This window comes from Methylobacterium sp. B4 (assembly GCF_003201865.1).
GTDB lineage: Bacteria > Pseudomonadota > Alphaproteobacteria > Rhizobiales > Beijerinckiaceae > Methylobacterium.
On sequence record NZ_QJJJ01000003.1, the window covers coordinates 100,353 to 122,644 of the forward strand.

Sequence of the window (22,292 nt, forward strand, 5' to 3'; positions counted from 1 at the left end):
CCCGATGTACCGCCTTTCCTATTCCGAGATCATGGAGGACGCGCCCGATCTCGGTCGCGAGCGCGAGCGCGAGGCCTTCGACCGGGCCCTCGGCCAGTTGCGTTCGGCCGAGGCACGCGGCCCGGCCGCGGGCGCGGAGCGCAACGCCGCGGTCGGCTCGATCCAGAACCTCTGGAACGTGCTGATCGCCGACCTGCTCGACCCCGAGAACGGGCTGCCCGAGGGCCTGCGCTCCGACCTCGTGGCCATCGGCCTGTGGACCATGCGCGAGGCCGGCGAGGTGCTGAACACGCCCGAGCGCAGCCTCGCGGCCTTGATCGAGGTCAACACCTCGATCCGCGACGGCCTGCGGTGAGGGGCGGACGATGACGCGCGAGTCCGGCCGGGCCACGGCCCGCACCATGCATCTGAGTCTGAAGGCGGGCGAGCGCGTCTACATCAACGGCGCAGTGGTGCGCGTCGACCGCAAGGTCGCGCTCGAACTGATGAACGACGCGACATTCCTGCTGGAGGGCCACGTGCTTCAGGCGGAGGAGGCGACGACGCCCCTGCGCCAGCTCTACTTCGCCGCGCAGACCATGCTGATCGCGCCGGCCCAGGCGGTCCCGGCCCGCTCCCTCTACGCCCGGATCGAGGAGGGCATCCTTACCGCCACCACCGATCCCGCGATCCGCGAGGGGCTGACGGCGGCGCACGCCCTGGTCGAGGCGGGACGCGCCTTCGAGGCCCTGAAGCTCATCCGCGGCCTCTACCCGGCGGAAGCGACGCTGCTCGGCGCGGCGGGCTCCCTTCCGGAGGTGCCCCCCGCCGCCCTCCTCGTGCCCCCGACCCGGACCGGCCAGCGCCGCCGGCCCGCGGCCCGCGTTCGGCCGGCCGCCCCCTCCCCCGACAAGGCCTGAAATCCATGGACGTCACCGCGACCGGCGCGAGCACCGGCACCACCACCGGCGCTGCGGCGAAGGCGGCGACCTCGGTCGCCTCCAAGATGAACGCCGACACCTTCCTGCAGCTGCTGATGGCTCAGCTTCAGAATCAAGACCCGACGAAGCCGATGGATTCGACGGAATATGTCGGCCAGCTCGCCTCGTTCTCGCAGGTCGAGCAGGCCACCAAAACCAACCAAAAGCTCGACTCCCTGCTGGCCTCCAGCTTCCTGAACCAGGCCGACGCGATCATCGGGCGCACGCTGACTTCGGCGGACGGCCTGACGACCGGCACGGTGCAGTCGGTGCGCGTCACCGGCGACGGCGTGATGGCCAAGCTCGCCGACGGCCGCGAGATGCTGCTCGCCTCTGGCATCTCCATCAGCTAGCGCAAGGTCGCGACGCGCCGGCCGACCCGAAGAGACATGCAGCGACGGAAGTCCCTCCCATGAACGAGGTCGACGCCCTCGAACTCGTCCGCTCCGCCATCTGGACCGTGCTGGTGGCCGCCGGTCCCTCCGTCGGCGCGGCGATGCTGGTCGGCATCGCGGTGGCGCTGCTGCAGGCGCTGACGCAGATCCAGGAGGTCACCCTGACCTTCGTGCCGAAGATCGTCGCGATCCTGCTGGTGATGCTGGTGACGGGGACCTTCGTCGGCTCGCAGATCTACGCCTTCGCCGAGATGACCTACGGTCGGATCGCGACGGGGTTCTGAACCGCGCCGCGCGGGAAGCCGCGGTTGGGACCGGACGGAGGAAGCTGTCGAGACTTGGCCGCCCGGCCCCGCGCGAAAGCCCCGACCTTGGGAAGGACAAAAGCTTCGACGGAAAAGACTTTAGCAGCACGGGCGCCCGTGCGCAGCCCGGGATTCGAGGCCCTGCCATGCGGCCCCCGCCTGTGAATTCCGGTGAACGATCCCGGAAAACCGCAGGGCCGCAACCGCTTCCTTCACACTCCCGTCGCATGGAGCCGGCGCGCAGCGGCCATCCCCGCGCAAGCTTTGTCGGCCAGAACCGCCCCGACCTTGAGGGAATCGGTTCACGTCATGGCGGTGAGCGAAGCGCTCGTCCTGGAAAAGCGGTCGCGGCGGGATTTCGGCTTCGCCGCGGGCATCGTCGCGATCCTGGCGGTGCTGTTCCTGCCGGTGCCGGCGGTGCTGATCGATATCGGGCTGGCCTTCTCGATCGCGCTCTCGGTGCTGATCCTGATGGTGGCGCTCTGGATTCAGAAGCCGCTCGAATTCTCCGCCTTTCCGACCGTTCTACTGATCGCGACGCTGCTGCGGCTCGCACTCGGCATCGCCACCACGCGCCTGATCCTGGCCAACGGCCAGAAGGGCGTGGATGCCGCCGGCCACGTCATCCAGGGCTTCTCGCAATTCGTGATGAGCGGCGATTTCGTGATCGGAATCGTCGTCTTCATGATCCTGATCACGGTCAACTTCCTCGTCATCACCAAGGGCGCGACCCGCATCGCCGAGGTGGGCGCCCGCTTCACCCTCGACGCCATCCCCGGCAAGCAGATGGCGATCGACGCCGATCTCAATGCCGGGCTGATCGACGACAAGGAGGCCCAGCGCCGCCGCCGGGAGCTGGAGGAGGAGAGCGCCTTCTTCGGCTCGATGGACGGCGCCTCGAAATTCGTGCGCGGCGAGGCGGTGGCCTCGCTCATCGTCATCGCCGTCAACGTGTTCGGCGGTGTCATCATCGGCACGACCCGCCACGGCATGCCGCTCGGGCAGGCCGCGGACGTCTTCGTCAAGCTTTCGGTCGGCGACGGCCTCGTCTCGCAGATCCCGGCGCTGATCGTCTCGCTCGCGGCCGGCCTCCTCGTCTCCAAGGGCGGCACCCGCGGCGCGGCGGAAGAGGCGGTGCTCGGCCAGCTCAGCGCCTATCCCCGCGCTCTGATCGTGGCCGCCGCGCTGATGCTGATGTTCGCCCTCGTGCCCGGCCTGCCCTTCCTGCCCTTCGTCGCCCTGGCCGGTCTGATGGGTTTCGTGGCGATCACCATCCCGAAGCGCCGCGCCGCGCAGGCCGCCCTCGTTGCCGCGAAGGCCCGCCGCGAGGAGGAGGCCAAGCAGACGGAGGTCAAGGATTCGGTCAAGGAGCAGTTGCGCACGCCGGAGATCGAACTCTGCCTCGGCCGTCAGGTCGCCGCGCAGATCCAGGGCAGCCATGCCGAGCTGCACCATCGCGTCGCCAAGATGCGTCGCAAGTTTGCGCGCCAGTACGGCTTCGTCGTGCCCGACATCAAGCTCACCGACAGCCTCAACCTGCCGCCCAAGACCTACCAGATCCGCATCCACGGCACCGTGGCCGCGACCCAGGAGATGCGGCCGGGCGAGCTGCTCGTCGTCGTCGGCGACGGGCCCCGCCCCGACGTGCCGGCCGAGGAGGTGCGCGAGCCCGCCTTCGGCATGCGGGCGCTCTGGATCGTCGATGCCTATGCCGGCGAGGTGCGCCGCTCCGGCTTCGAGGCGATCGACGGCGCCTCGGTGCTGCTGACCCACCTCTCCGAGGTGATCCGCAACAACCTGCCCCAGTTCCTCTCCTACAAGGACATGCGGGCGCTGCTCGACCGGCTCGACCCCGAATACAAGCGGCTCATCGACGAGATCTGCCCCTCGCAGATCTCGCATTCGGGCCTCCAGGCGGTCCTGAAGCTCCTGCTCTCCGAGCGGGTCTCGATCCGCAACCTGCACCTGATCCTGGAGGCCGTGGCCGAGATCACGCCCCATGCCCGCCGCGCCGAGCAGATCGCCGAGCACGTGCGCATGCGCGTCGCCCAGCAGATCTGTGGCGATCTGGCCGAGGACGGGGTGCTGCACGTGCTGCGCCTCGGCGCCAACTGGGACCTCACCTTCCACCAGAGCCTGAAGCGCGACGCCAAGGGCGAGGTCATCGAGTTCGACATCGACCCGCGCCTCGTGGAGCAGTTCGGCTCGGAAGCCGGCGAGGCGATCCGCGAGCGGATGCGGCAGGTCCACGGCTTCGCCCTCGTCACCGCCCCCGATGCCCGGCCCTACGTGCGGATGATCATCGAGCGGATGTTCCCGACGCTGCCCGTCCTCTCGCATCTGGAGATCGCCCGCGGCGTCGAGATCAAGTCGCTGGGCACCATCTCGTGATCCCGGGCTTCGGGAGCCTGCTGGGCGGCGACGCCTTCCTGGCGACCTTCCTGATCTTCTGCCGCATCGGCGGATGCCTCCTGATCGTGCCCGGCTTCTCCAGCCCCCGCGTGCCGGCCCAGGTGCGCCTGCTCATCGCGGGCGGGGTGTCGCTGGCCGTCACGCCGCTGCTGCTGCCGCTGTTCCAGGGCCGGCTGCCCGGGCAGGCGCCGACGGAGACCCTGGTCTGGATCGGCAGCGAGACGGTGACGGGGCTGCTCATCGGCCTGCTCGGGCGCATCTTCGTCTTCGTCTTGGAGACGGTGATGAACGCGGTCTCGACCATGGTCGGTTTCGGCTCGATGCCGGGCACGCCGGTCGAGGGCACCGAGGCGCTGCCCGCGATCGAGTCGCTGATCGTGTTCAGCGTGGTGGCGCTGATGTTCGCCGCCGACCTGCACTGGGAATTGCTGCGCGGGCTCGTCGATTCCTACGGACGCATCCCGCCCGGCGACGGCTTCGGCACGCAGACGGCGCTGGTGCGCATCGCCGACCAGATCGGCGAGGCCTTCACGCTCTCGCTCCGGATCGCGGCGCCCTTCATCATCTACGCCGTGGCGGTGAACCTCGCCTCCGGCTTCGTGAACAAGCTCACCCCGACGATCCCCGTCTACTTCGTCGCCACGCCCTTCGTGATGTTCGGTGCGCTGATCCTGCTCTACACCCTGTCGAGCGAGTTCATGACGCAGTTCCTGACCGGCTACCTCGCCTGGCTGCGCAAGGGCTAGGGAAGGCAAGGGCTAGGGAAGGACTGAGATCGCGTGTCCGCCGCCGACCTCGCCAAACGCCTCAAGCGGGCCGAACGGCTCACCGCCGTGCAGGAGCAGATGCGCCGCGCCGCCGAGTGGCAGCTCGCCCAGACCCGGCGCGATGCCGAGGCCGTGGAGGCGGATCGGGCCGCACTGCTCGCCTCCGTCGGATCCTCCGCCCACGGCCACCTCTTCCTCGAAGCCGCCAACCGCCGCCTGCGGGGGCTCGCCGCCCGGGCGACCGAACTCGAACGCATCACCGTGGCCCAAACTGACGCGGTGCGCGAGCAGGGCCTCGCGCTCAAGCGCGCGGAATTGAGCGCCGAGCGGATCGAAACCTCGCTCGGCCGCGAGCGCGAGCGGGTCGAGGCGATGGAGCGGCTCGACGGCCTCGCGCAGGCGCGCGACGCAAGCCTCCCGTAAGCCAGCGGGGCTAGGGTCCGGCCGATCTTCTGGCGGCGCGGTGTCCTGCGCCGCGTCAGGTTCGATGGCCCGATGAGCATCACCCCCCCTTCCGACATCGTCATGGACGTGGCTCGCGCCGCCGATCCGGCCCGCTACCAAGAGGCAGCGGCCAAGCTGTCGCGGCCCGGCGACCCGGCCGCCTTCGCCAGCGCCGCGGACGAGGCGGCCCGCGAGGCGGGCCTCGGCACGCATCTGCCGCTCGACGTGCACGGGACATTGACGGGCCTGAAGAACGACACCGCCCGCACCGCCGCCGCCGACCCCTATCGCAAGTTCGAGGGCCAGGTGATCCAGCAATTCGTCGAGGCGATGCTGCCCAAGGCCGAGACCGTGTTCGGCAAGGGCAATGCCGGCGGCATCTGGAAGTCGATGCTCTCCGAGCAGATCGGCCAGCAGATCGCGAAGACCGGCGGCATCGGCATCGCCCGAATGCTGAGCGGCGCGCGCACCGAGGGGGCGACGGTGTCACCCTCGGCGGCGCCCGCGGCCACCGGCGTGGCGAGCAAGGTCTGATCCCGATGCTGCTCGACTCCCTGAAGCGGTTGGAAGCCACGGTCGAGGCCGAGACCGAGGCTCTGGCGGCCAACGCTGCCCTCGATCTCGACGCGGTCAACCGGGCCAAGAGCCGGAGCCTGCTGGAACTCACCCGGCTTGCCCGCGGCATCGATCCCGCGAGCCTCGACGCCGAGACCGGCATCGTGCTCGCCCGCCTGCGGGACAAGCTGATCCGCAACCAGGAGGCCGTCGCCCTGCACCTGCGGGCGGTGGAGGAGGTCGGCGAAACGCTGCAGGCGAGCCTTCAGGCCGCCGAATCCGACGGCACCTATTCCGCGCGTGCCGGACGGGACTGAGCGATGCGCGTCCTCTTCAGCGGCCTGTGGATCTGCGCCGTCACCATCATCTCCTGCTACGCGGCGGTGACGTTCGGCGGCGGCTTCTTCACCAAGTCGACCGAGCCCTATCTCGAAGGGCTGCAATATCAGAAGCTCGCTCCCATCAATATTCCGATGGTCGCCGAGGGCAAGGTGCAGGGCTACGTCGTCGCCGTACTGGTCTTCACGGCGGACGCCAAGCTGATGCACACGCTGCCCGTCGCGCCCAACGCCTTCGTCGTCGACGAGGCCTTCCGCCAGATCTACGGCGACACCGCAATCGATTTCCGCAAGCTCGCCCGCTACGACATCAATGGCCGCCTCGCCCAGATTCGGACCAAGGTGAACGAGCGCCTCGGCTCCGACGTGGTGAAGGACGTGCTGGTGGACGAGCTGAACTTCGTGGCCAAGCGCGAGGTGCGCTCGTAGGCGTACGCCGTCATCGCGAGGCGAAGCCGAAGCGATCCAGGGCGCGACCTCACCGGATTGGTCGCTCCGCTCGACTGCTTCGCTCACGCCCGCAGTGACGGGTCGGGTCGAAAGCCAGGACTGTGCCCCGGTTCCGCGTTGACCGCTCTCGAGCACCTGCCCATCCTGCCGCGGCCATGACCTGCTTCACCGGATTGTCCGCCTTCCCCATCACCCCGACCTCCCCCGAAGGTCGGGTGGATGTCGCGGCGTTGCGCGCCCTGATCGCCCCGCTGGTGACCGCGGGCGTGGACTCGATCGGGCTCCTCGGAAGCACTGGCACCTACGCCTATCTCTCCCGCGAAGAGCGCCGCCGCGCGCTCGACGCGGCCCTGGACGAGGCCGCCGAGCGCGTGCCGGTCATCGTCGGGATCGGGGCGCTGCGCACCGACGAGGCCGTGCGGCTCGCGCAGGATGCCAGGGCGGCGGGCGCCACGGCGGGACTTCTGGCCGCCGTCTCCTACACGCCGCTGACCGACGAGGAGGTGTTCGAGCACTTCGCCACGGTCGCGGCGCAGGGCGGCCTGCCCTTGTGCATCTACGACAATCCCGGCACCACGCATTTCCGTTTCACGCCCTCGCTGGTCGGCCGGCTCGCGGCTCGCCCCGGCATCGCCGCGCTCAAGAGCCCAGCCCCGGAGGCCGCAGCAGTCGCGGATCATCTCGACGCCCTGCGTCGCGCCGTGCCTCCGAGCTTTCGGCTCGGCTTCAGCGGGGACTGGAACGCAGTGGAGGCGCTGCTGGCTGGCGGCGAGGCTTGGTATTCCGTGGCGGCGGGCCTGTTTCCCAAGCCCTGCCTCGCGATCCTGGCGGCGGCCCGGGCGGGCGAGGCCGCCCGGGCGCGGGCGCTGAATGCGCGGATGCAGCCGCTCTGGGATCTCTTCCGGGAGCATTCGAGCCTGCGGGTCACCTATGCGGCCGCACGCATCCTCGGCCTGTGCCGGGCCGATCCGCCGCGGCCGATCCTGCCGCTGCCGCCCCCGGTCCAGGACCGGGTGGCCGAGGTCCTGAGAGGGCTCGATCCCGCCTGATCGGCCGGTGCGGGACAGTGGCGGCGGCACCCCTTTAAAGGTCGATTCACGCAGACCCGTTCTACTCGCGGCCTGTCAGTTCTGCGTAATCGAAGTGCCATGTCCTCATCGGTCGCCGAAGCGCCGGACCTGTCCGGCCTCATCGAACTCTCGCGCGATCCCGCGCTGGACCTGAAGCCCGTGATCCTGCGGGTGCAGACCGACCTCTTCCTCGCTGCCCCCGTCCACGACCGCGCCATCCTCCAGGCCTTCGAGTCGCTTGCCGCGGGGCTGATCCCCACGGTGGACGAGGAGACCCTGCGCATCGTCGCCGACAAGCTCGGCGGCTGCCCCGACGTGCCGCCCGCCGTGCGCGCCGCGCTCGCGACCCGGGGCTTTCCCGTCGCCCCGCCGCAAGAGGCCGAGACGGAGGCCGAGGTGGACCGTGCACTGGCCGCCAACCCCGGCGCGCTGATCGGGACGCGTGCCCTGGAGCGCCTGCTCGCCCGCGCCCGCACCGACGCCGATCTCGGCGCCACGCTGCTCGCGCGTCCCGACATTCCCCCCGCCGACCTCGCCCCGCTCTGGCTGCAGGCCGGTCCGGAGCAGCGCCGGGCGATCCGGGAGGCCGTGGAGGCCACCGCCGCCCTGCGCCCCTGCCCGCCGGCCCCGCGGGCGCTCGCCACCACCCTGGTCGAGAAATCGCACGGCAGGGACATCCAGGGCTTCATCACCACGCTGGGCCAGGGACTCGGCCTGCCCGCGAACTATCTCGGGGCCGCCAGCGACCCGACCACCCGCTACGACCTTCTGACCCTGGCCTTGCGCGCGGCGGATCTGCGCGAGGGCGAGGCGGTGTTCGTCTTCCTCACCCTCAACGACAGCGTGGCCCGCTCGGTCGACCGGGTCTTTTCCCTGGTGACGCTGTTCCGCGAGACCAGCCGCGCTGCCGCCCGCGACCTGCTCAGCGCGATCCTCGGCGCCTCCGTGATGGAGCGGGCGGGGAGCGGAGAGCATCAGCCCCTGCACGGCCCCGAAGCCAAGCGCGGGGCTGTGGCGGCGAGCGAGCGCGGCGGCCTTCGCACGGTGCTCCCGTCGCGCCTGCGCCGCACGAGCTGACCGGCGCTCGCGGGCGCTGAGGACTATTCCGCGAGCGGCAGGCCGTGCCGGCCCTCGCGGTCGTCGATCTCGACGATCCACAGGTCGGAATCGAAGCGCAGCTCGCGGGACAGCCGCTCCTCGACATCCGGCGAGGGAGCAGCGCTGAGGATGGGGCTGAAGAGCCGCTCGCCCGAATCCTCCGCCTCGATCAGCGCCTGCGGGGCAGGACCGTAGAGGTCGGCCGTGCCGTCGAGCCGGTCGATCTTGACGAAGATCGCGCCCGCCTCCGCGGAGCCGCGGCGGCGCTGCACGGCGGGGATGCCCTCGCCATTGAGGCGGCGCAGTTGCGCGGAGACCCAGAAATCCGAGCGGAGACGTGGCATGGGGCGTTGATAGGCGCCCGCCATCCCCGCGTCGATGGCCGCCTTAGCCCTGCGGGACGGCGGCCTTGGCCGTCACCTCGCGGGTCAGGGCGCGCAGGGTCGGCCCGGCGGCCTCGCCCTTGACCGGCAGCTTGCGGTCGCGCTCGAACTTCTCGATCGCCGCCTTCGTGCCCGGCCCCATCAGGCCGTCATCCTTGAGCGGGCCATAGCCGAGCTTGGCCAGCGCCCTCTGGACGCGGATCACAGCCTGGTCCGGCTTCGGAGCATCGACCTTGGCCGCGTCGGGCTTTCCGGCGGGTTTCACCTCGGCCGTCTTCGGCTCTGGCCTTCTTGCCTCGGCCCTGCGCGCATCGGCCCTAGGCGTGACGGAGGCGGTCGTCTCGCCCGAACGGATCATCTCGGCGATCGGGTCGCGGGGCGGGACGGACACCTCCCGCACCGGAGCGGCCGCCGGCCTCGACACTTCGGCCGCGCGAACGTCCCGTTGCGTGGCAGGCGCCTTCATGGCGAGCGGCTTCGGCTCGACACTCGGCAGGATCGGAGCGGGATGCGGCCCAACCTGGAGTCCGACCGCATTGACGCAGACATAGATCGCCGCGGCCGCGCCCGCCGCGCTGCCGAGCACACCGCCGGGATGGCGCAGGCAGAACCGCCCGGCCGTCGCGGCCGCCGCCAGCGCCGCGGCCTTCCAGCCCCCGGGGGCGGGGCCGCGCGGGACGGGCCGGCGACGCGGCGAGCGAGCGGGGGTACCGGCGACGCGCATGTCGCCGGGGACGACGATCTCGCGCTGGTCCCGTCTGGCGGGCGGCTCGCGCATTCATGAACTCCTTACGGGTGGCGTGACGTTCCGGGTCGAGAGACGGGTCGGCTCATCCGGCCCGACGCATCGGCCCGGCATGGCTGCCCGAGGCTGGGCGGGGGGCGGGATCGAACAGGCCGACCGGCACACGGATCGGCGCGGGCGCCGGCTCGGAGGCGGCGGCCGGCCGGACCATCGTCCGGATCGGCGCGGGCTGGACGACGGCCTTGCCGGTGCCGGCCGGCGCGGCCGAGCCCGTGGCGCCCGAAGGGGCTGCGCCCTTGGCGCGGCTGCAATCGAGCGGCAGCGTCACGGTGACGGCCGTCCCCTGCCCCGGGGCGCTCTCGACGGAGACGGCGCCGCCGTGCAGGCCGGCCAGGCCGCGCACCACCGACAGGCCGAGACCCGTGCCCTCGTGGCTGCGGCCGTAACCGCCGCCGACCTGGAAGAAGGGATCGCCGAGCCGCGGCAGGTCGGCCTCGGTGATGCCGATGCCGTCGTCGCTGACCACGAGGTCGAGATAGGCCCCGCCCCGGCGCACCAGAACCTCGACGCGCCCGCCGCGGGGCGTGAACTTCACCGCATTCGAGATCAGATTGATCAGCATCTGCCGGCAGGCGCGGGCATCGGCCACGAGGCCGCAGCCCGCGGGAACGGGGGCGCTCACCAGCGTGACGCCGGAGGCGTCGGCCTTGAGCCGCATCAGGTCGCAGCAGCTGCGGATCAGCGCCTCGACGTCGACGGGCTCGGGCTGGAAGTCGAAATGGCCGCCGCGGATGCGCGAGATGTCGAGCAGCGTGTTGACCACATCGAGCAGGTGCCGCCCCGACTGGGCGATGATGCCCGCATATTCGCGGGCCCGCTCCGGCGAGAGGCCGACCGCACCCTCCCCGCCCAGCACCTCGGAGAAGCCGATGATGGCGTTGAGCGGCGTGCGCAGCTCGTGGCTGACGGTGGCGAGGAAGTGGGTCTTCATCTCGTCGGCGCGCTCGGCCTCGGCGCGGGCGCGGTCGAGTTCCTGGGCGTGGCGGCGGTGCTCGGAGACGTCGCGGGTCACGGCGACCACGGTCGAGCCGTTGGCGCCGGCCAGCCCCGCCTGGATCCGGTGGGCGCGCATCTCGGCGAAGATCGTGCGGGTGCCGTCACTGCGGGGCGCGTCGAGATGCAGGCGGAAGGGCACGGTCGCGGGCACGCCGCGGGCGGCCACGTCGCTGATCGCCTGGAGCAGGGCCGGCCGGTCGCCGATATGCACCCGGTCGAGCAGGCCGTGGCCGCGCAGGCGGCCCGCATCGGCGCCGACGAAGCGGGCCGCCGAGCCGCTCGCCTCCAGCACGCGGCCGTTGGCGTCGTGCCAAGTCACGAGGTCGTCGATGGCCGAGAGCAGAAGGCGGTCGCGGGCCTCGTTGTCCTGCATGCGCGCGCGCCACTCGCCCTCGCGGCGCATGTGCTCCATCGCCTGCGCCGCGATGTGGCCGATGGCGGTCACGGCGAAGACGGGCATGGCGACCGCGCTGGGCCAATCCAGCGCCAGCGCGCCGACGGGAAGATAGCCGCTCAGCGCCACGGCGAAGGCGCCCGCGACCGCGATGGCCGAGGCGGCGATCGTCGCCCGGCGCGAGCCGGAGATCATCGCCTCAAGCGGCACCGCCACGAGCCAGATGCCGGCGGCCGAATTCGGGCCGCCGGTCAGCGCGGCGAGGCAGACGACGAGGCCGGTCAGGCCGGCCGAGGACAGGGCATGGGCGACCCAGAGGGAGCCCGTGCGCGACAGGACCACGGCGGCCAGGACCGGGAGGAACAGGCTCGCGATGGCGATGGCCTCGATGCCGCTCGGAACCCCGCGCCAGACGAGGTAGGGCGGCAGGGCCGCCATCATCACCGCGCCGGTGGCGAGCCGCGAGACGAGGAAGCGCTCGTGGCGGAAGCGCACGCCCGGCTCGGCCAGCACGGAGGCATGGACCAGCCCGGCGAGGCGGGAGTCGAAGAGGGAGGCAAGGGCACCGTCTTTACGCAACACCACCACGCACAGCGCGGAGACACCTTCGATACTTCAGGTGTCCCGCGCCCCTCGACTGCTTGTTTCGAACTTGAGGGAAAGCGTCGCAGAGGCGGTTTAAGCGAGGATGAAAAGGGTCGCTCGCTTGCCGCGGACCCGAGCGCCGGAACGGTCCCGGCCCCGCCTCGATCCCCGCTCTTCACAAGCTCCGGACGGCGCCCGCCATGGCCCTGCGCAGAGCGTGAGGGGGCCGCGGCGAGGGGTGAAGGACAGGCGGCAAGTCTTCGTTCACCACGTCCGCCGTTTGGCTCCGGCGGGTTCACCCGGCGGTGTCGCGGGGATGGCAGGATCGCCGGACCAGACCATCCTAGACCCTCGCCCGGCCAATGACCGGGCGGGCGAAGCTCGGCGAGACCGGACCGATGTCGTTCCTCCTGCGCGCCGCCCTGGTGATCGGCGTCCTTTCCTACCTCGCGACCCTGCGCCAGGACGGGCGGGCACCGGACCGCGCGGAGGCTCTCCCGGCCGGCGGCCTCGCCCTCGAGGCGGTGGACCGCCTCACCACCGGCGGGATCGGCGCGTTGGTCGAGGCGCTGCCGCCCGAAACGCGGGAGAGCATGACCCGGGCCGGGACCGCGGCGCTGGCCCGGCACCTCGCGGGACAGACCGCGACCCCGCGGCCCTCCGCCGACACCCTCTCGGCGAGCGACCGCAAGCCGTCCTGGCGGGGACCCATCGCGCCCTGAGCGCGGTTCTGGCCCCATGAGGCGGCGCCCCTATAACGAAGGGGTGCGGCGGGCCGGGAGGAAGCGTCGATGTTCGGCTTCGGGGAATCCTACGAGGGCCTGGCGTTCTGGCTGCCGCTGGTCTGGGCGGGGCTGCTGGCGCTCGCGGTGGCGATGTACGTCGTCATCGACGGATTCGACCTCGGGGTCGGCATCCTCTTCACCGCCGCCCGTCCGGGAAACTGGCGCGACCGGATGATGCTCTCGGTGGCGCCGATCTGGGACGGCAACGAGACGTGGCTCGTGCTCGGCGGCGGCGGGCTGTTCGCGGTCTTCTCGCTCGCCTACGCGATCCTGCTCCCGGCGCTCTACCTGCCGCTGATCCTGATGCTGATCGCCCTGATCTTCCGCGGCGTCGCCTTCGAGTTCCGCTTCAAGGCCGAGCGCTCGCAGATCGTGTGGGACAACGCCTTCCACTACGGTTCGCTGATCGCCACCTTCGCGCAGGGCATGGTGCTCGGCGCCTTCGTCCAAGGCTTCCGGACCGAGGGGCGGGGCTTTGCAGGCGGCACCTTCGACTGGCTCACCCCTTTCAGCGTCATGACCGGCATCGGCCTCGTCTGCGGCTACGGCCTGCTCGGCGCGACCTGGTGCGTGATGAAGACATCGGGCGAATTGGAGATCTGGTCGCGGATCAAGGCCAAGCAGTTCCTGGCCGGCACCGTCGTCTCGATGGCGATCGTCAGCGCCTGGGTGCCCTTCCTCGGGCTCGAGATCCAGTGGCGCTGGTTCTCCTGGCCGAACATCCTGTTCGTGGCGCCCGTGCCGATCCTGACGGCCTTCGTCTGCTGGCGCATCCTCAGGGCGATCGACGACGGGCGCACGGTGGCGCCGTTCCTCCTCTCGATCGCGCTGTTCCTGCTCGGTTTCGTCGGGTTGGCGATCAGCCTCTTCCCCTACGTCGTGCCGCCCAAGATCACGATCTGGGAGGCAGCCAACGCGACCTCGGCGCTGCAATTCGCGCTCGTCGGCTACGCCGTGGTGATGCCGCTGACGCTGGCCTACACGGCCTACGCCTACTGGGTCTTCCGGGGGAAGATCGAGGAGAACCCGAACGCGGCGAGCTACCATTGAAGGCCAAGCGCGTTCTCTGGTTCGTGGCCCTCTACGGTCTGAGCCTCGTCGCCTTCACGGCACTCGTCTACTTCATCCGCGCCATCGCGCGCTGACGCGAGATCGGAGCGTGGCCGACGTGTCACCCGGTCGCGTTCCTCGCGGTCGGGGTCCTCGCGCGCGTAGCCTTGCCGGCCCGCGCTCCGCTAAGGTCCGCCCATGACGCGTGATCTCCGACGGACGGCGAACGGCTCGCGATGACGGCGCAGGGACCGGACAGGCCGGAGAGCGGCGGCGCGCGCGAAGGGACCGAGACGCGGGCCGCAGCGCGCGAGGCGGCACGGGCGGCAGCCTTGCTCGCGCGCCAGCTCGGACGCCTCGCCGGCAGCGCCGGCCGCAGCGCGTGGCGCAGCGGCCGCGACGCCGCGCGCAAGACCACGCCGGTTCTCGCCCGGGCGGCGGGCCGGCTGCGCCCGGACGGGACCGCCGCGCCGCAGGTCGACCCCGTCGCGCGCGCCGAGGCCGCCCCGACCGTGCGGTCCGACCATCGCCCATCCGCCGTCCGGCGGCGCCGGCCCTGGCTGCTCGGCCTCGCGGCCCTGGTCGGCATCCCGCTGGTGATCCTCGCGGGCTACGTCTTGACCGCCTTCGCCACCCTGCCGCCGCTCGGCGGGGCCGCGCCGGAGGCCACGCAGCGCGCCCTCGTCGTGGAGGCCGAGGACGGCCGATCCTTCGCCAACCGCGGCGCCTTCCAGGGCGAGAAGCTCACTGAGAAGACCCTGCCGCCCCGGCTCGCCCAGGCCATCGTCGCGATCGAGGACCGGCGCTTCTTCAGCCACTGGGGCATCGACCTGCGCGGCATGATGCGGGCGCTGTGGCGCAACGCGACCGGCGGCGGCGTGCGCGAGGGCGGCTCGACCATCACGCAGCAATACGCCCGGCTGACCTCGCTCAGCCAGGAAAAGACCCTGCGCCGCAAGATCCAGGAAGCGTTCCTGGCGCTGCGCCTGGAGAGCACGCTCTCGAAGCCCGAGATCCTCGTCGGCTACCTCAACACCGCCTATTTCGGCGCGGGTGCCTACGGAGCGGATGCGGCGGCCCGGCGCTATTTCGGACACGACGCGCAGGGGCTGACGCTGGCCGAGGCGGCGATGCTGGCCGGACTCGTGCGCGCGCCCTCGCAGCTCGCCCCGACCCGCAATTTCGGCGGCGCCAAGGAGCGGGCCGACCTCGTGCTCCAGGCCATGGTCGAGACCGGAGCGATCAGCCAGGCGGAGGCGGACAAGGCCCGGGCGCAGAAGCTGACGCTGCACACGCCCCCCGAGACGCCGCCGGGCACGAACTACTTCCTCGACGCGGTGGCCGGCGACGTGAAGCGGCTGACGCAGGAGACGGGCGACGTCACCGTGCGCTCGACCCTCAACCTCGACCTACAAAGCCTCGCCGAGGGCGTGCTGGCCCGCCGCCTCGACGCGGAAGGGACGAAGAAGAAGGTCGGCCAGGGGGCGCTGATCGCGATGGCGCCCGACGGGGCGATCCTCGCCATGGTGGGGGGGCGCGACTACGAGGACAGCCAGTTCAACCGCGCGGTCCAGGCCAAGCGGCAGGCCGGCTCGCTGTTCAAGCTGTTCGTCTACCTCGCGGCCTACGGCAGCAAGGGCTTCTTCCCCGACAGCGTGCTCGTCGACCGCCCGACCCAGATCGGCGAGTGGGAGCCGCAGAACTCCAACAACCGCTTCCGCGGCGCGCTGCCCCTGCGCTCGGCCTTCGCGCTCTCGGTCAACACCATCGCCGCCCAGCTCGGCGAGGAGGTGGGGGTGCCCGCCATCATCGCCGAGGCGCGACGGCTCGGCGTGCAATCGGACCTGCCCGCGGTGCCGAGCCTCGCCCTCGGCTCGGCGGACGTGTCGCTCCTGGAGATGACCCGCGCCTATGCCGGCGTGCTCGGCCCCGGCGTGCCGGTCGAACCCTTCCTCGTGCGCGGCATTCGCGGCAACACCGCCCAGCCGCTCTACCAGCGCCCGGCGCAGAAGCCCGGCGCGGCGATGGATGCGCAGGTCCAGAGCATGATGCTCGACTCGCTCCAGGCCGTGGTCGAATCCGGGACCGGCAAGGCCGCGCGCGTCTCCGGCCTCGCGGTCGGCGGCAAGACCGGCACCAGCCAGGATTACCGCGACGCGTGGTTCGTCGGGCTGACACCGGACATGATCGTCGGTGTCTGGGTCGGTAACGACGACAACGCCCCGATGAACAAGGTGACCGGCGGCGACATTCCGGCCCGCGTCTTCCACGACTTCGTCGAGCGGGCGCAGAAGGTGCTCAAGGGCCGCAAGCGCCCGGCACCGTCCGCAGCCCGGGCCGAGCCGATCCCCGCCGCCGCCGTGGCGCCCCCTCCGCCCGCCCCGGCCGCGGGCGAGCTGCGCGGCGTGCCCGAGATCGTCGACACCGGCACGCTGACGATCCGCGGGCGCACGGTGCGCCTCCTCGGCGTCGTCGGCGAGGGCGGCGCGCTCGCTCGCCAGCTCGCGCGCTACCTGCGCCGCCGGGAGATCATCTGCTCCGGCGATCCGGCTTCCTCGCGCTGCCGCCTCGACGGCGACGACCTCGCTTCCCTCATCGTCACCGCCGGCGGCGCGCGGGCGAGCGACGACGCTCCGAGCGACCTGATCGAGGCCGAGGATCAGGCCCGGGCCGAGCGCGCGGGGCTGTGGCAGCGGGAGCGGTGAGTAGCCGGGATGTTCGCCCGCCCCTACGCCGGGCATCGACCGCGGCGGAGCGGGCCGGTCGCCTCATCGGGCAGGTTTATCGCAATCACCGGAGGGCGACGTGGATTTCGACGTAGCTTTCGATCGCTGGCTGGATCGGCACGCCGAGAACGGCTCCGCTGCTGCCCATTTCCTGAACCCGCCGGCAGATCCATCGGTGCTGGATGCGGCGGAAGCGCGGATCGGCTTTGCCCTGCCCGCCGACCTGCGCCGGCTCTGGCTGCGGGCCGACGGCCAGCAGGACATCTTCACGATCGCAGACCCTGCACCCGGCCGCGTCCTCTGTCCCTTGTTCGGGACCTACAGCTTCCTCTCCGTGCAGGATGCGCTGACGACGTATCAGGGCTGGCTGGATATCTGGGACGGCGGCGGCCCGGACTTCGACGAGAGCTTCAACGGCGAGGCGCATGTGCAGCGTCGAGGGGATGACCCTGTTCACCGCGAGTACTGGCGACCCGGCTGGCTGCCCTTCTCCGATGACAACGGAAACGCCTACGCCGTGGACCTCGCGCCCGCGCCCGGCGGCACGATCGGCCAAGTGATCGTCATCGGCCCCGACGAAGACCTGCGCCGGGTGCTGGCACCCTCCATCACGGACTTCCTCGCCGATGCCGCCCGGCGGCTGCGTGCTTTCGGTCGCTCGAGCGGCGAGCGCCCGATCCTGTACTTCGACCTGGAGGGGCGTGCTTCCGCAGCCTGATCCATGATGCCGCTCCGCCGAGCGCAAGCGGCAGGCCTTCGCGCCGCTCGCGAAACTCCCGATCCCGGGCTGCTCGCCTGCCTCGATGAGGGTACGCCGTAAGAGATGCGGGGGAAAATCCTACCGGAAGGGCGGCTCGTCGAAACTCCTCAGCTTGCGCGAATGCAGTCCCGCCCGGTCGGTGCGCAGCATGTCGAGGGTGGCGAGCCCGATCCGGAGATGCTCGGCCACCGCGCGCTCGTAGAAGGCGTTGGCCGCGCCCGGCAGCTTGATCTCGCCATGAAGCGGCTTGTCGGAGACGCAGAGCAGCGTGCCGTAGGGCACCCGCAGGCGGTAGCCCTGCGCGGCGATGGTGCCGCTCTCCATGTCGACGGCGATGGCCCGCGAGAGGTTGATGCGCCGCCGCTCCTGGCTGAAGCGAAGCTCCCAGTTGCGGTCGTCGTAGGTCACCACGGTGCCGGTGCGCAGGCGGCGCTTCAAGGCGTCGGCCCGCTCGCCGGTGACGGAGGCGGCGGCCGATTGCAGGGCGATCTGCACCTCGGCCAGCGCCGGCACCGGGATCTCCGGCGGCACGAGGTCGTCGAGGATGCGGTCGCGGCGCAGGTATCCGTGGGCGAGCACATAGTCGCCGATGGTCTGCGACTGGCGCAGGCCCCCGCAATGGCCGACCATGAGCCAGCAATGCGGGCGCAGCACCGCAAGGTGGTCGGTGATGGTCTTGGCGTTGGCGGGCCCGACGCCGATGTTGACGAGCGTCGTGCCCTGGGGCGCCCCGTCCGGGCCGTGGCCGACGAGGTGGTAGGCCGGCATCTGGTACTTGTGCCAGGGCGAGGCGGCGATCAGCGCCGCCGGGTCGGCCGAGGCCGCCTCCTCCCGCGACACCACGATGCCGCCGGGCAGGACGAGCCGCTCCCCCTCCCCCGCCGCCAGCCGCTCCAGCCCGTGGCGGACGAAGCCGTCGACGTAGCGATGGTAGTTGGTGAGCAGGATCCAGGGCTGGATCTCGCGCCAATCCGAGCCGGTGTAATGCACCAGCCGGCGCAGGGAGTAGTCGGTGCGCACGCCATCGAACAGGGCCAGCGGGCGCGGGTCGCCCGGCTTTTCGAGCCAGAGCCCGTCGGCCACCTCGTCGCCGACGACGGAGAGGAGCGGCGTCGGAAACAGCGTGGCGAGGTCGCTCGCGCTGACCCCGCTGCCGCCGAGATCGGTGCCCGGCTCCACCACGTAGGGATAGGGGATCTCCTGGGCCGAGAGGCCGACTTCGATGCTCGCTCCGTAATCGCGCACGAGGGGCCGCAGCTGCTCCAGCAGGTAGGCCCGGAAATAGCCCGGCTGGGTCACCGTGGTGGCGTAGAGGCCCGGCGCCTGGAACTTGGCGGTGGCCCGGTTCAGCCGCGGCAGCGGCCCGCTCGGCTGGTAGGTCAGGCGCAGTTCGGGATAGCGGAATTGCAGCCGCTCGGTCTCGCTGGGCGGAACCCGCTCCTCGAGATAGCGCGTCAGCGCCGCCTGGAGTGAGCGGATCGCGCCCGCATGCAACGCCTCCAGCCGCTCGACCGCGCTCTCCGCGTCGGCGATGGCCTCCATCGGCCGCAACTCGTCGATGACCATGCATCCTCCCCCGCAACCGCCCTGATCTCTACATCGGCGCCGGCCCGGAGACGAGCAAGCGCCCCGCCGGGCTGCCTTGCGGCGGCGGCGCGCGGCGGCGACAAGCGGACGGATCAGGCGAGCGGGAGCGGTGGCGGATGAACGAGGATGTCGAGCGGCGGCCGGGCGAGGAGACGATCCCGCTACCCGAAGCCTACGACGCCGGGCTCTACTTCATCGGCCGGGTGCGCACGCCCTGGGGAACCCGCGCCGAATGCCCGAAGAACGGCACGCAGACCGACGCGGTCTGCACCCTCGAGATCGATGCGCCCTACCGGCCAGGGCTCCAGAACGTGGAGGGCGCCACCCACCTGATCGTGCTCTACTGGATGAACCAAGCCGCCCGCGACCTCGTACGCCAGAGGCCGCGCCACGCCGAGGGCAGCCGCGGCACCTTCTCCCTGCGTTCGCCCGCCCGCCCGAACCCGATCGCCGTCTCGGTGGTCGAGCGGCTCGGCATGGCCGACGGAACCATCAGCGTGCGGGGCCTCGACTGCATCGACGGGACGCCGTTGCTCGACATCAAGCCCTACTACGCCTCGACCGACAGCCGGCCCGGAGCCCGGGTCGATCGCGCCGGCACGCAGGACCGGGCGGCGGCGTGTACTTCTCCGGGCCCAGCGGAAACGTCGGCTGGATAGTCTGGATCAGTCGATCCATCGAAAAGATTTTTTCACCGCTGGTCGAACAACAGAGGTGATGCAGCAGCAGATCTGGCCGGTCCAGAGCCAGGGGATACCCATCGGCTTAAGCAAGCCTTCACGGATTAAATCTACCGATCACCCTGGATGGTGATCATGTCTTATTCTGCGACGGCCTCGAGATCGCGGACGCCCGAGGGCGCAGCGCCGCATTCGCTGCTTTGCCGTGCGGCCGGCGGCCCGGATGCGTCCGCTCGGCCCTCGCGAGGATCGCGGCTCCGGATGGGGGGGCCGGCGGCCTGCGGCTGCCATGGCCGCTGAAGCCGAGATCCGGGCCGCCCGGGTGAACCGTTCTCCCGCCAGATTCCGGCGTGCCGGCATCCTGCGGGATCTGCCGGAGGTCTGCGGATTTCAGGCGCGCACCGACCTCCTCGACGAGACGCTGACGCTCGCCGGCTACTCCGCCCTGCTGCATCTGACGACCGCGCTCCTGCTCACGGTCTTCTTCTGGGACACCGCGGGGCCGGCCTATCTGCTGGGACTTCTTGCCGCCATCGCTGCCCTGGTCGGCCTGGGCCTCTTCACCAGGAGGCGCTTCCGGCAGACCGCCGCCCAGGGACCGAGCGAGCCCGCCATCGACCGCGGCATCCGCCTCGCCAACGCCCTCGCGCTGACCCTCGGCCTCGCCTGGGCGACCATGCCCGTCGTCCTGTTCGCCCCGGCGGACGGCGACCGGCGCCTCATCGTGGTGGGGGTGGCCGCCGGCCTGATCGCGGACGCCTACGCCCTCGGGCCGCTGCTGTCGGTGTCCTACCTCTTCGCCATTCCCGTCGTGGTGGGGAGCTTCCTCGGGCTCGCCCGCTGCGCCGAGCCGGTGGCGCTGAGCCTCGCGATCCTGCTCACCGTCTACGCGGCCTTCGTCCTCACCAGCGTGACGCGGATGGCCCGCCTCTCCCTCCAGCGCATCCTCGACCGGGTCCGCGTCGAGCACCAGAGCCGGACCATCGGCCGGCTGATCAACGAGGTTGCGGCCGGCGCCGAGGCGCCGCCCTTGCCGGCGAGCGCGTCCGCCGAGGAAGGCGGCCGGAGCTTCGACGCGCTCCAGGCACAGCGCGCACGACGCCGGCGCGACCTCGACGCCGCAATGCGGCCGGCGCTGGCCGCGGGAGAGATGGCGCTCCACTACCAGCCGCTGGTGAGCCTATGCGACGGCCGGGTCGTCGGCTTCGAGGCGCTGCTGCGCTGGGTCAGGCCGGGCGACGGCCCGGTCTCGCCGGCCGAGATCATCCCGATCGCCGAAAGCACCGGCTTCGTCGTCGAGATCGGACGCTGGGCCCTCGTCCGGGCCTGCACCGAGGCAGCGAACTGGCCCGCTCTCGTGCGGGTCGCGGTCAACATCTCCTCGACCCATCTGCGCCTGCCCGATTTCCTCGACGACGTGCGCGCGGCGCTGGCCCGGTCCGGTCTCGCCCCGGAGCGGCTGGAAATCGAGATCACGGAGTCGGTCTTCCTCGGCAGCACCCCGACCGTCCTCGACAATCTCGAGCGGCTGCACGCCCTGGGCGTGCGCATCGCACTCGACGATTTCGGGACCGGCTTCTCCTCGCTGAGCTACCTGACGCGCTTTCCCGTCGACAAGATCAAGGTCGACCGGGCCTTCGTGCGGGATCTCGGACGCCGGCGCGAGGGCCAGGCCGTGATCGACGCGATCATGGTGATCGCCCGAACCCTCGGGATCGAAGTGACGGCCGAGGGTGTGGAGACGCGCGAACAGGCCGACCTGCTCCGGCTCAAGCGCTGCGACAACGCGCAGGGCTTCCTCTACAGCCCGGCGCGACCGCCGCAGGACCTCGCCGACCTGCTCGTGCGCATCCCGCACCGCCACGACCGGGCCGGCGCAGCGGCGGCGCGGAAGACACGATCGGCTTGACCTTACGAAGAGCCTTTGTGGGTAGAGAGCAGACAGTCAATCGGAGGCGCGAAATAGCGTCATGCCTCCAAATGGGCGAGTTAAAAATTTTGGAATGGTGGAACGCCCTAGTAAAGATGGATCCTATCTTTGGTGCCGCATCGACAACGAGCACGCGGAAGGACACGGTTTCTTGGCGCTTGCTCAGTCGGCCGATTTGATGAACTCCTCTCAAAATTTCTGACTTGGCAGCGAAACTCCACGTAATCGATGGGTCCGCAACGGATCGAACGCACGCTCTCGCACCGTCGCGCCGAACGCGTCCCTCGTTGAAATTCGGAGCGATCACCCCTCGCCGAGCCGCTCCAGGGTCAGCGGGTCCGGCCGGCCCTCGAAGAAGGCGGCGAGCGCCTGCGCGAAGTCCGGCCGGCCGGGGTCGGCGCGCCCGAACAGCGTCATGCAGGAGCGGAACTTCACGTCGTCGGGCGCGCCGAAGATCGCGTTCGCCGAGCGTCCCTCCCAGGCGTTCACGGCGCGGGTGCAGGTCAGCAGCCGCTCGCCCAGCAGCGGATGGGCGAGATAGGCCCGCGCCTCGGCCAGCGAACGGATCGCGTAAAGCCGGGCCATGGGGCTGGAGCCGAGCCCGGCGATCTGCGGGAAGACGAACCACATCCAGTGGCTCCGCTTGCGCCCCTCGCGAAGCTCGGTGAGCGCCTGCTCGTAGGCGCCCGACTGGGCTTCGACAAAGCGGTTCAGCGCATCGGCGTCGTCCATCGCCCTCTCCCCCGTCGGGATCGTTCGAGCGCTCCCGTTCGCGGTCCGATGGGAGCAAGCGTGCCTCGTGCCGGAGCGGATCCGGC

Annotated in this window: 23 protein-coding genes; 18 read left to right on the top strand and 5 right to left on the bottom strand. The window is 71.1% G+C overall.

What is annotated here, in order from left to right; all coding sequences use genetic code 11:
• Positions 1 to 4 precede the first annotated feature (4 nt).
• The 12 genes from flaF to BY998_RS06160 all read left to right on the top strand — a co-directional run bounded on the left by flaF (position 5) and on the right by BY998_RS06160 (position 8,772).
• The gene (flaF, locus tag BY998_RS06105; RefSeq protein WP_110350740.1) at positions 5 to 355 is read left to right on the top strand and encodes a flagellar biosynthesis regulator FlaF; all 351 of its coding nucleotides are present in this window, start codon (positions 5 to 7) and stop codon (positions 353 to 355) included.
• Positions 356 to 365: 10 nt separating this feature from the next.
• Positions 366 to 899, top strand: a complete 534-nt coding sequence (gene flbT, locus BY998_RS06110; RefSeq protein ID WP_110350741.1) for a flagellar biosynthesis repressor FlbT — start codon at positions 366 to 368, stop codon at positions 897 to 899.
• Positions 900 to 904: 5 nt separating this feature from the next.
• A complete protein-coding gene (gene flgD / locus BY998_RS06115) occupies positions 905 to 1,312 on the top strand; it encodes a flagellar hook assembly protein FlgD (RefSeq protein ID WP_110350742.1) in 408 nt (135 codons plus the stop codon).
• Positions 1,313 to 1,371: 59 nt separating this feature from the next.
• Complete coding sequence (gene fliQ / locus BY998_RS06120; protein WP_110350743.1) at positions 1,372 to 1,638, top strand: flagellar biosynthesis protein FliQ; 267 nt, start codon at positions 1,372 to 1,374, stop codon at positions 1,636 to 1,638.
• A gap of 330 nt (positions 1,639 to 1,968) precedes the next feature.
• Entirely contained in the window at positions 1,969 to 4,050 is a 2,082-nt protein-coding gene (flhA, locus tag BY998_RS06125) for a flagellar biosynthesis protein FlhA (protein ID WP_110350744.1), read from the top strand.
• On the top strand, positions 4,047 to 4,817 hold the full coding sequence (fliR, locus tag BY998_RS06130) for a flagellar biosynthesis protein FliR (protein ID WP_110350745.1): 771 nt from the start codon (positions 4,047 to 4,049) through the stop codon (positions 4,815 to 4,817). The genes flhA and fliR overlap by 4 nt, the downstream gene beginning before the upstream one ends.
• A 33-nt stretch (positions 4,818 to 4,850) precedes the next feature.
• Positions 4,851 to 5,261 (top strand): hypothetical protein, encoded by a 411-nt coding sequence (locus BY998_RS06135; RefSeq protein ID WP_110350746.1) that lies wholly within the window; start codon positions 4,851 to 4,853, stop codon positions 5,259 to 5,261.
• 72 nt (positions 5,262 to 5,333) lie between these two features.
• Complete coding sequence (locus BY998_RS06140; RefSeq protein WP_110350747.1) at positions 5,334 to 5,816, top strand: rod-binding protein; 483 nt, start codon at positions 5,334 to 5,336, stop codon at positions 5,814 to 5,816.
• A gap of 5 nt (positions 5,817 to 5,821) precedes the next feature.
• The gene (locus BY998_RS06145) at positions 5,822 to 6,154 is read left to right on the top strand and encodes a flagellar protein FlgN (protein ID WP_110350748.1); all 333 of its coding nucleotides are present in this window, start codon (positions 5,822 to 5,824) and stop codon (positions 6,152 to 6,154) included.
• A 3-nt stretch (positions 6,155 to 6,157) separates the two neighbouring features.
• On the top strand, positions 6,158 to 6,604 hold the full coding sequence (locus BY998_RS06150; RefSeq protein WP_110350749.1) for a hypothetical protein: 447 nt from the start codon (positions 6,158 to 6,160) through the stop codon (positions 6,602 to 6,604).
• A 176-nt stretch (positions 6,605 to 6,780) separates the two neighbouring features.
• A complete protein-coding gene (locus BY998_RS06155) occupies positions 6,781 to 7,674 on the top strand; it encodes a dihydrodipicolinate synthase family protein (RefSeq protein ID WP_110350750.1) in 894 nt (297 codons plus the stop codon).
• Between the two features lie 99 nt (positions 7,675 to 7,773).
• Positions 7,774 to 8,772 carry a DUF2336 domain-containing protein gene (locus tag BY998_RS06160; protein ID WP_110350751.1) on the top strand — a complete coding sequence of 333 codons (999 nt, stop codon included), beginning with the start codon at positions 7,774 to 7,776 and terminating at the stop codon, positions 8,770 to 8,772.
• A 23-nt stretch (positions 8,773 to 8,795) separates the two neighbouring features.
• Here the strand turns inward: BY998_RS06160 and BY998_RS06165 are convergent, their stop codons facing one another.
• The 3 genes from BY998_RS06165 to BY998_RS06175 are packed head-to-tail and all read right to left on the bottom strand — an operon-like array spanning position 8,796 to position 11,959.
• Positions 8,796 to 9,137, bottom strand: a complete 342-nt coding sequence (locus tag BY998_RS06165; RefSeq protein WP_110350957.1) for a DUF1491 family protein — start codon at positions 9,135 to 9,137, stop codon at positions 8,796 to 8,798.
• 43 nt (positions 9,138 to 9,180) lie between these two features.
• Complete coding sequence (locus BY998_RS06170) at positions 9,181 to 9,954, bottom strand: peptidoglycan-binding domain-containing protein (protein ID WP_110350752.1); 774 nt, start codon at positions 9,952 to 9,954, stop codon at positions 9,181 to 9,183.
• Between the two features lie 52 nt (positions 9,955 to 10,006).
• Complete coding sequence (locus BY998_RS06175) at positions 10,007 to 11,959, bottom strand: PAS domain-containing sensor histidine kinase (protein WP_110350753.1); 1,953 nt, start codon at positions 11,957 to 11,959, stop codon at positions 10,007 to 10,009.
• Positions 11,960 to 12,354: 395 nt separating this feature from the next.
• Here BY998_RS06175 and BY998_RS06180 point away from each other — a divergent pair, with 395 nt between their 5' ends.
• The 4 genes from BY998_RS06180 (at position 12,355) to BY998_RS06195 (ending at position 17,235) form a co-directional block, all read left to right on the top strand.
• A complete protein-coding gene (locus BY998_RS06180; protein WP_110350958.1) occupies positions 12,355 to 12,678 on the top strand; it encodes a hypothetical protein in 324 nt (107 codons plus the stop codon).
• 69 nt (positions 12,679 to 12,747) lie between these two features.
• Positions 12,748 to 13,791: a cytochrome d ubiquinol oxidase subunit II gene (gene cydB / locus BY998_RS06185; protein WP_110350754.1), complete on the top strand. Its 1,044-nt coding sequence runs from the start codon at positions 12,748 to 12,750 to the stop codon at positions 13,789 to 13,791.
• 236 nt (positions 13,792 to 14,027) lie between these two features.
• Entirely contained in the window at positions 14,028 to 16,496 is a 2,469-nt protein-coding gene (locus BY998_RS06190) for a PBP1A family penicillin-binding protein (protein ID WP_110350755.1), read from the top strand.
• A 100-nt stretch (positions 16,497 to 16,596) separates the two neighbouring features.
• Entirely contained in the window at positions 16,597 to 17,235 is a 639-nt protein-coding gene (locus tag BY998_RS06195) for an SMI1/KNR4 family protein (protein ID WP_181425440.1), read from the top strand.
• Between the two features lie 120 nt (positions 17,236 to 17,355).
• On the opposite strand, the gene BY998_RS06200 is transcribed toward BY998_RS06195, so the two are convergent.
• Positions 17,356 to 18,843 carry an AMP nucleosidase gene (locus tag BY998_RS06200; RefSeq protein ID WP_110350757.1) on the bottom strand — a complete coding sequence of 496 codons (1,488 nt, stop codon included), beginning with the start codon at positions 18,841 to 18,843 and terminating at the stop codon, positions 17,356 to 17,358.
• Positions 18,844 to 18,980: 137 nt separating this feature from the next.
• On the opposite strand from BY998_RS06200, the gene tsaA reads away from it, so the two are divergent.
• Together tsaA and BY998_RS06210 are read left to right on the top strand one after the other, a co-directional pair.
• Positions 18,981 to 19,523, top strand: a complete 543-nt coding sequence (gene tsaA / locus BY998_RS06205; RefSeq protein ID WP_110350758.1) for a tRNA (N6-threonylcarbamoyladenosine(37)-N6)-methyltransferase TrmO — start codon at positions 18,981 to 18,983, stop codon at positions 19,521 to 19,523.
• Between the two features lie 310 nt (positions 19,524 to 19,833).
• The gene (locus BY998_RS06210; protein ID WP_110350759.1) at positions 19,834 to 21,453 is read left to right on the top strand and encodes an EAL domain-containing protein; all 1,620 of its coding nucleotides are present in this window, start codon (positions 19,834 to 19,836) and stop codon (positions 21,451 to 21,453) included.
• Between the two features lie 324 nt (positions 21,454 to 21,777).
• Here the strand turns inward: BY998_RS06210 and BY998_RS06215 are convergent, their stop codons facing one another.
• Positions 21,778 to 22,206 (bottom strand): DUF1810 domain-containing protein, encoded by a 429-nt coding sequence (locus BY998_RS06215; RefSeq protein WP_110350760.1) that lies wholly within the window; start codon positions 22,204 to 22,206, stop codon positions 21,778 to 21,780.
• Positions 22,207 to 22,292: the final 86 nt, after the last annotated feature.

Bases quoted from the DNA above. Each gene is read 5' to 3' on its own strand.
- flaF (WP_110350740.1), top strand. From the start codon at position 5: ATGTACCGCCTTTCCTATTCCGAGATCATGGAGGACGCGCCCGATCTC.
- flbT (WP_110350741.1), top strand. From the start codon at position 366: ATGACGCGCGAGTCCGGCCGGGCCACGGCCCGCACCATGCATCTGAGT.
- flgD (WP_110350742.1), top strand. From the start codon at position 905: ATGGACGTCACCGCGACCGGCGCGAGCACCGGCACCACCACCGGCGCT.
- fliQ (WP_110350743.1), top strand. From the start codon at position 1,372: ATGAACGAGGTCGACGCCCTCGAACTCGTCCGCTCCGCCATCTGGACC.
- flhA (WP_110350744.1), top strand. From the start codon at position 1,969: ATGGCGGTGAGCGAAGCGCTCGTCCTGGAAAAGCGGTCGCGGCGGGAT.
- BY998_RS06140 (WP_110350747.1), top strand. From the start codon at position 5,334: ATGAGCATCACCCCCCCTTCCGACATCGTCATGGACGTGGCTCGCGCC.
- BY998_RS06145 (WP_110350748.1), top strand. From the start codon at position 5,822: ATGCTGCTCGACTCCCTGAAGCGGTTGGAAGCCACGGTCGAGGCCGAG.
- BY998_RS06150 (WP_110350749.1), top strand. From the start codon at position 6,158: ATGCGCGTCCTCTTCAGCGGCCTGTGGATCTGCGCCGTCACCATCATC.
- BY998_RS06155 (WP_110350750.1), top strand. From the start codon at position 6,781: ATGACCTGCTTCACCGGATTGTCCGCCTTCCCCATCACCCCGACCTCC.
- BY998_RS06160 (WP_110350751.1), top strand. From the start codon at position 7,774: ATGTCCTCATCGGTCGCCGAAGCGCCGGACCTGTCCGGCCTCATCGAA.
- BY998_RS06165 (WP_110350957.1), bottom strand. From the start codon at position 9,137: ATGCCACGTCTCCGCTCGGATTTCTGGGTCTCCGCGCAACTGCGCCGC.
- BY998_RS06170 (WP_110350752.1), bottom strand. From the start codon at position 9,954: ATGCGCGAGCCGCCCGCCAGACGGGACCAGCGCGAGATCGTCGTCCCC.
- BY998_RS06180 (WP_110350958.1), top strand. From the start codon at position 12,355: ATGTCGTTCCTCCTGCGCGCCGCCCTGGTGATCGGCGTCCTTTCCTAC.
- cydB (WP_110350754.1), top strand. From the start codon at position 12,748: ATGTTCGGCTTCGGGGAATCCTACGAGGGCCTGGCGTTCTGGCTGCCG.
- BY998_RS06190 (WP_110350755.1), top strand. From the start codon at position 14,028: ATGACGGCGCAGGGACCGGACAGGCCGGAGAGCGGCGGCGCGCGCGAA.
- BY998_RS06200 (WP_110350757.1), bottom strand. From the start codon at position 18,843: ATGGTCATCGACGAGTTGCGGCCGATGGAGGCCATCGCCGACGCGGAG.
- tsaA (WP_110350758.1), top strand. From the start codon at position 18,981: ATGAACGAGGATGTCGAGCGGCGGCCGGGCGAGGAGACGATCCCGCTA.
- BY998_RS06210 (WP_110350759.1), top strand. From the start codon at position 19,834: ATGGCCGCTGAAGCCGAGATCCGGGCCGCCCGGGTGAACCGTTCTCCC.
- BY998_RS06215 (WP_110350760.1), bottom strand. From the start codon at position 22,206: ATGGACGACGCCGATGCGCTGAACCGCTTTGTCGAAGCCCAGTCGGGC.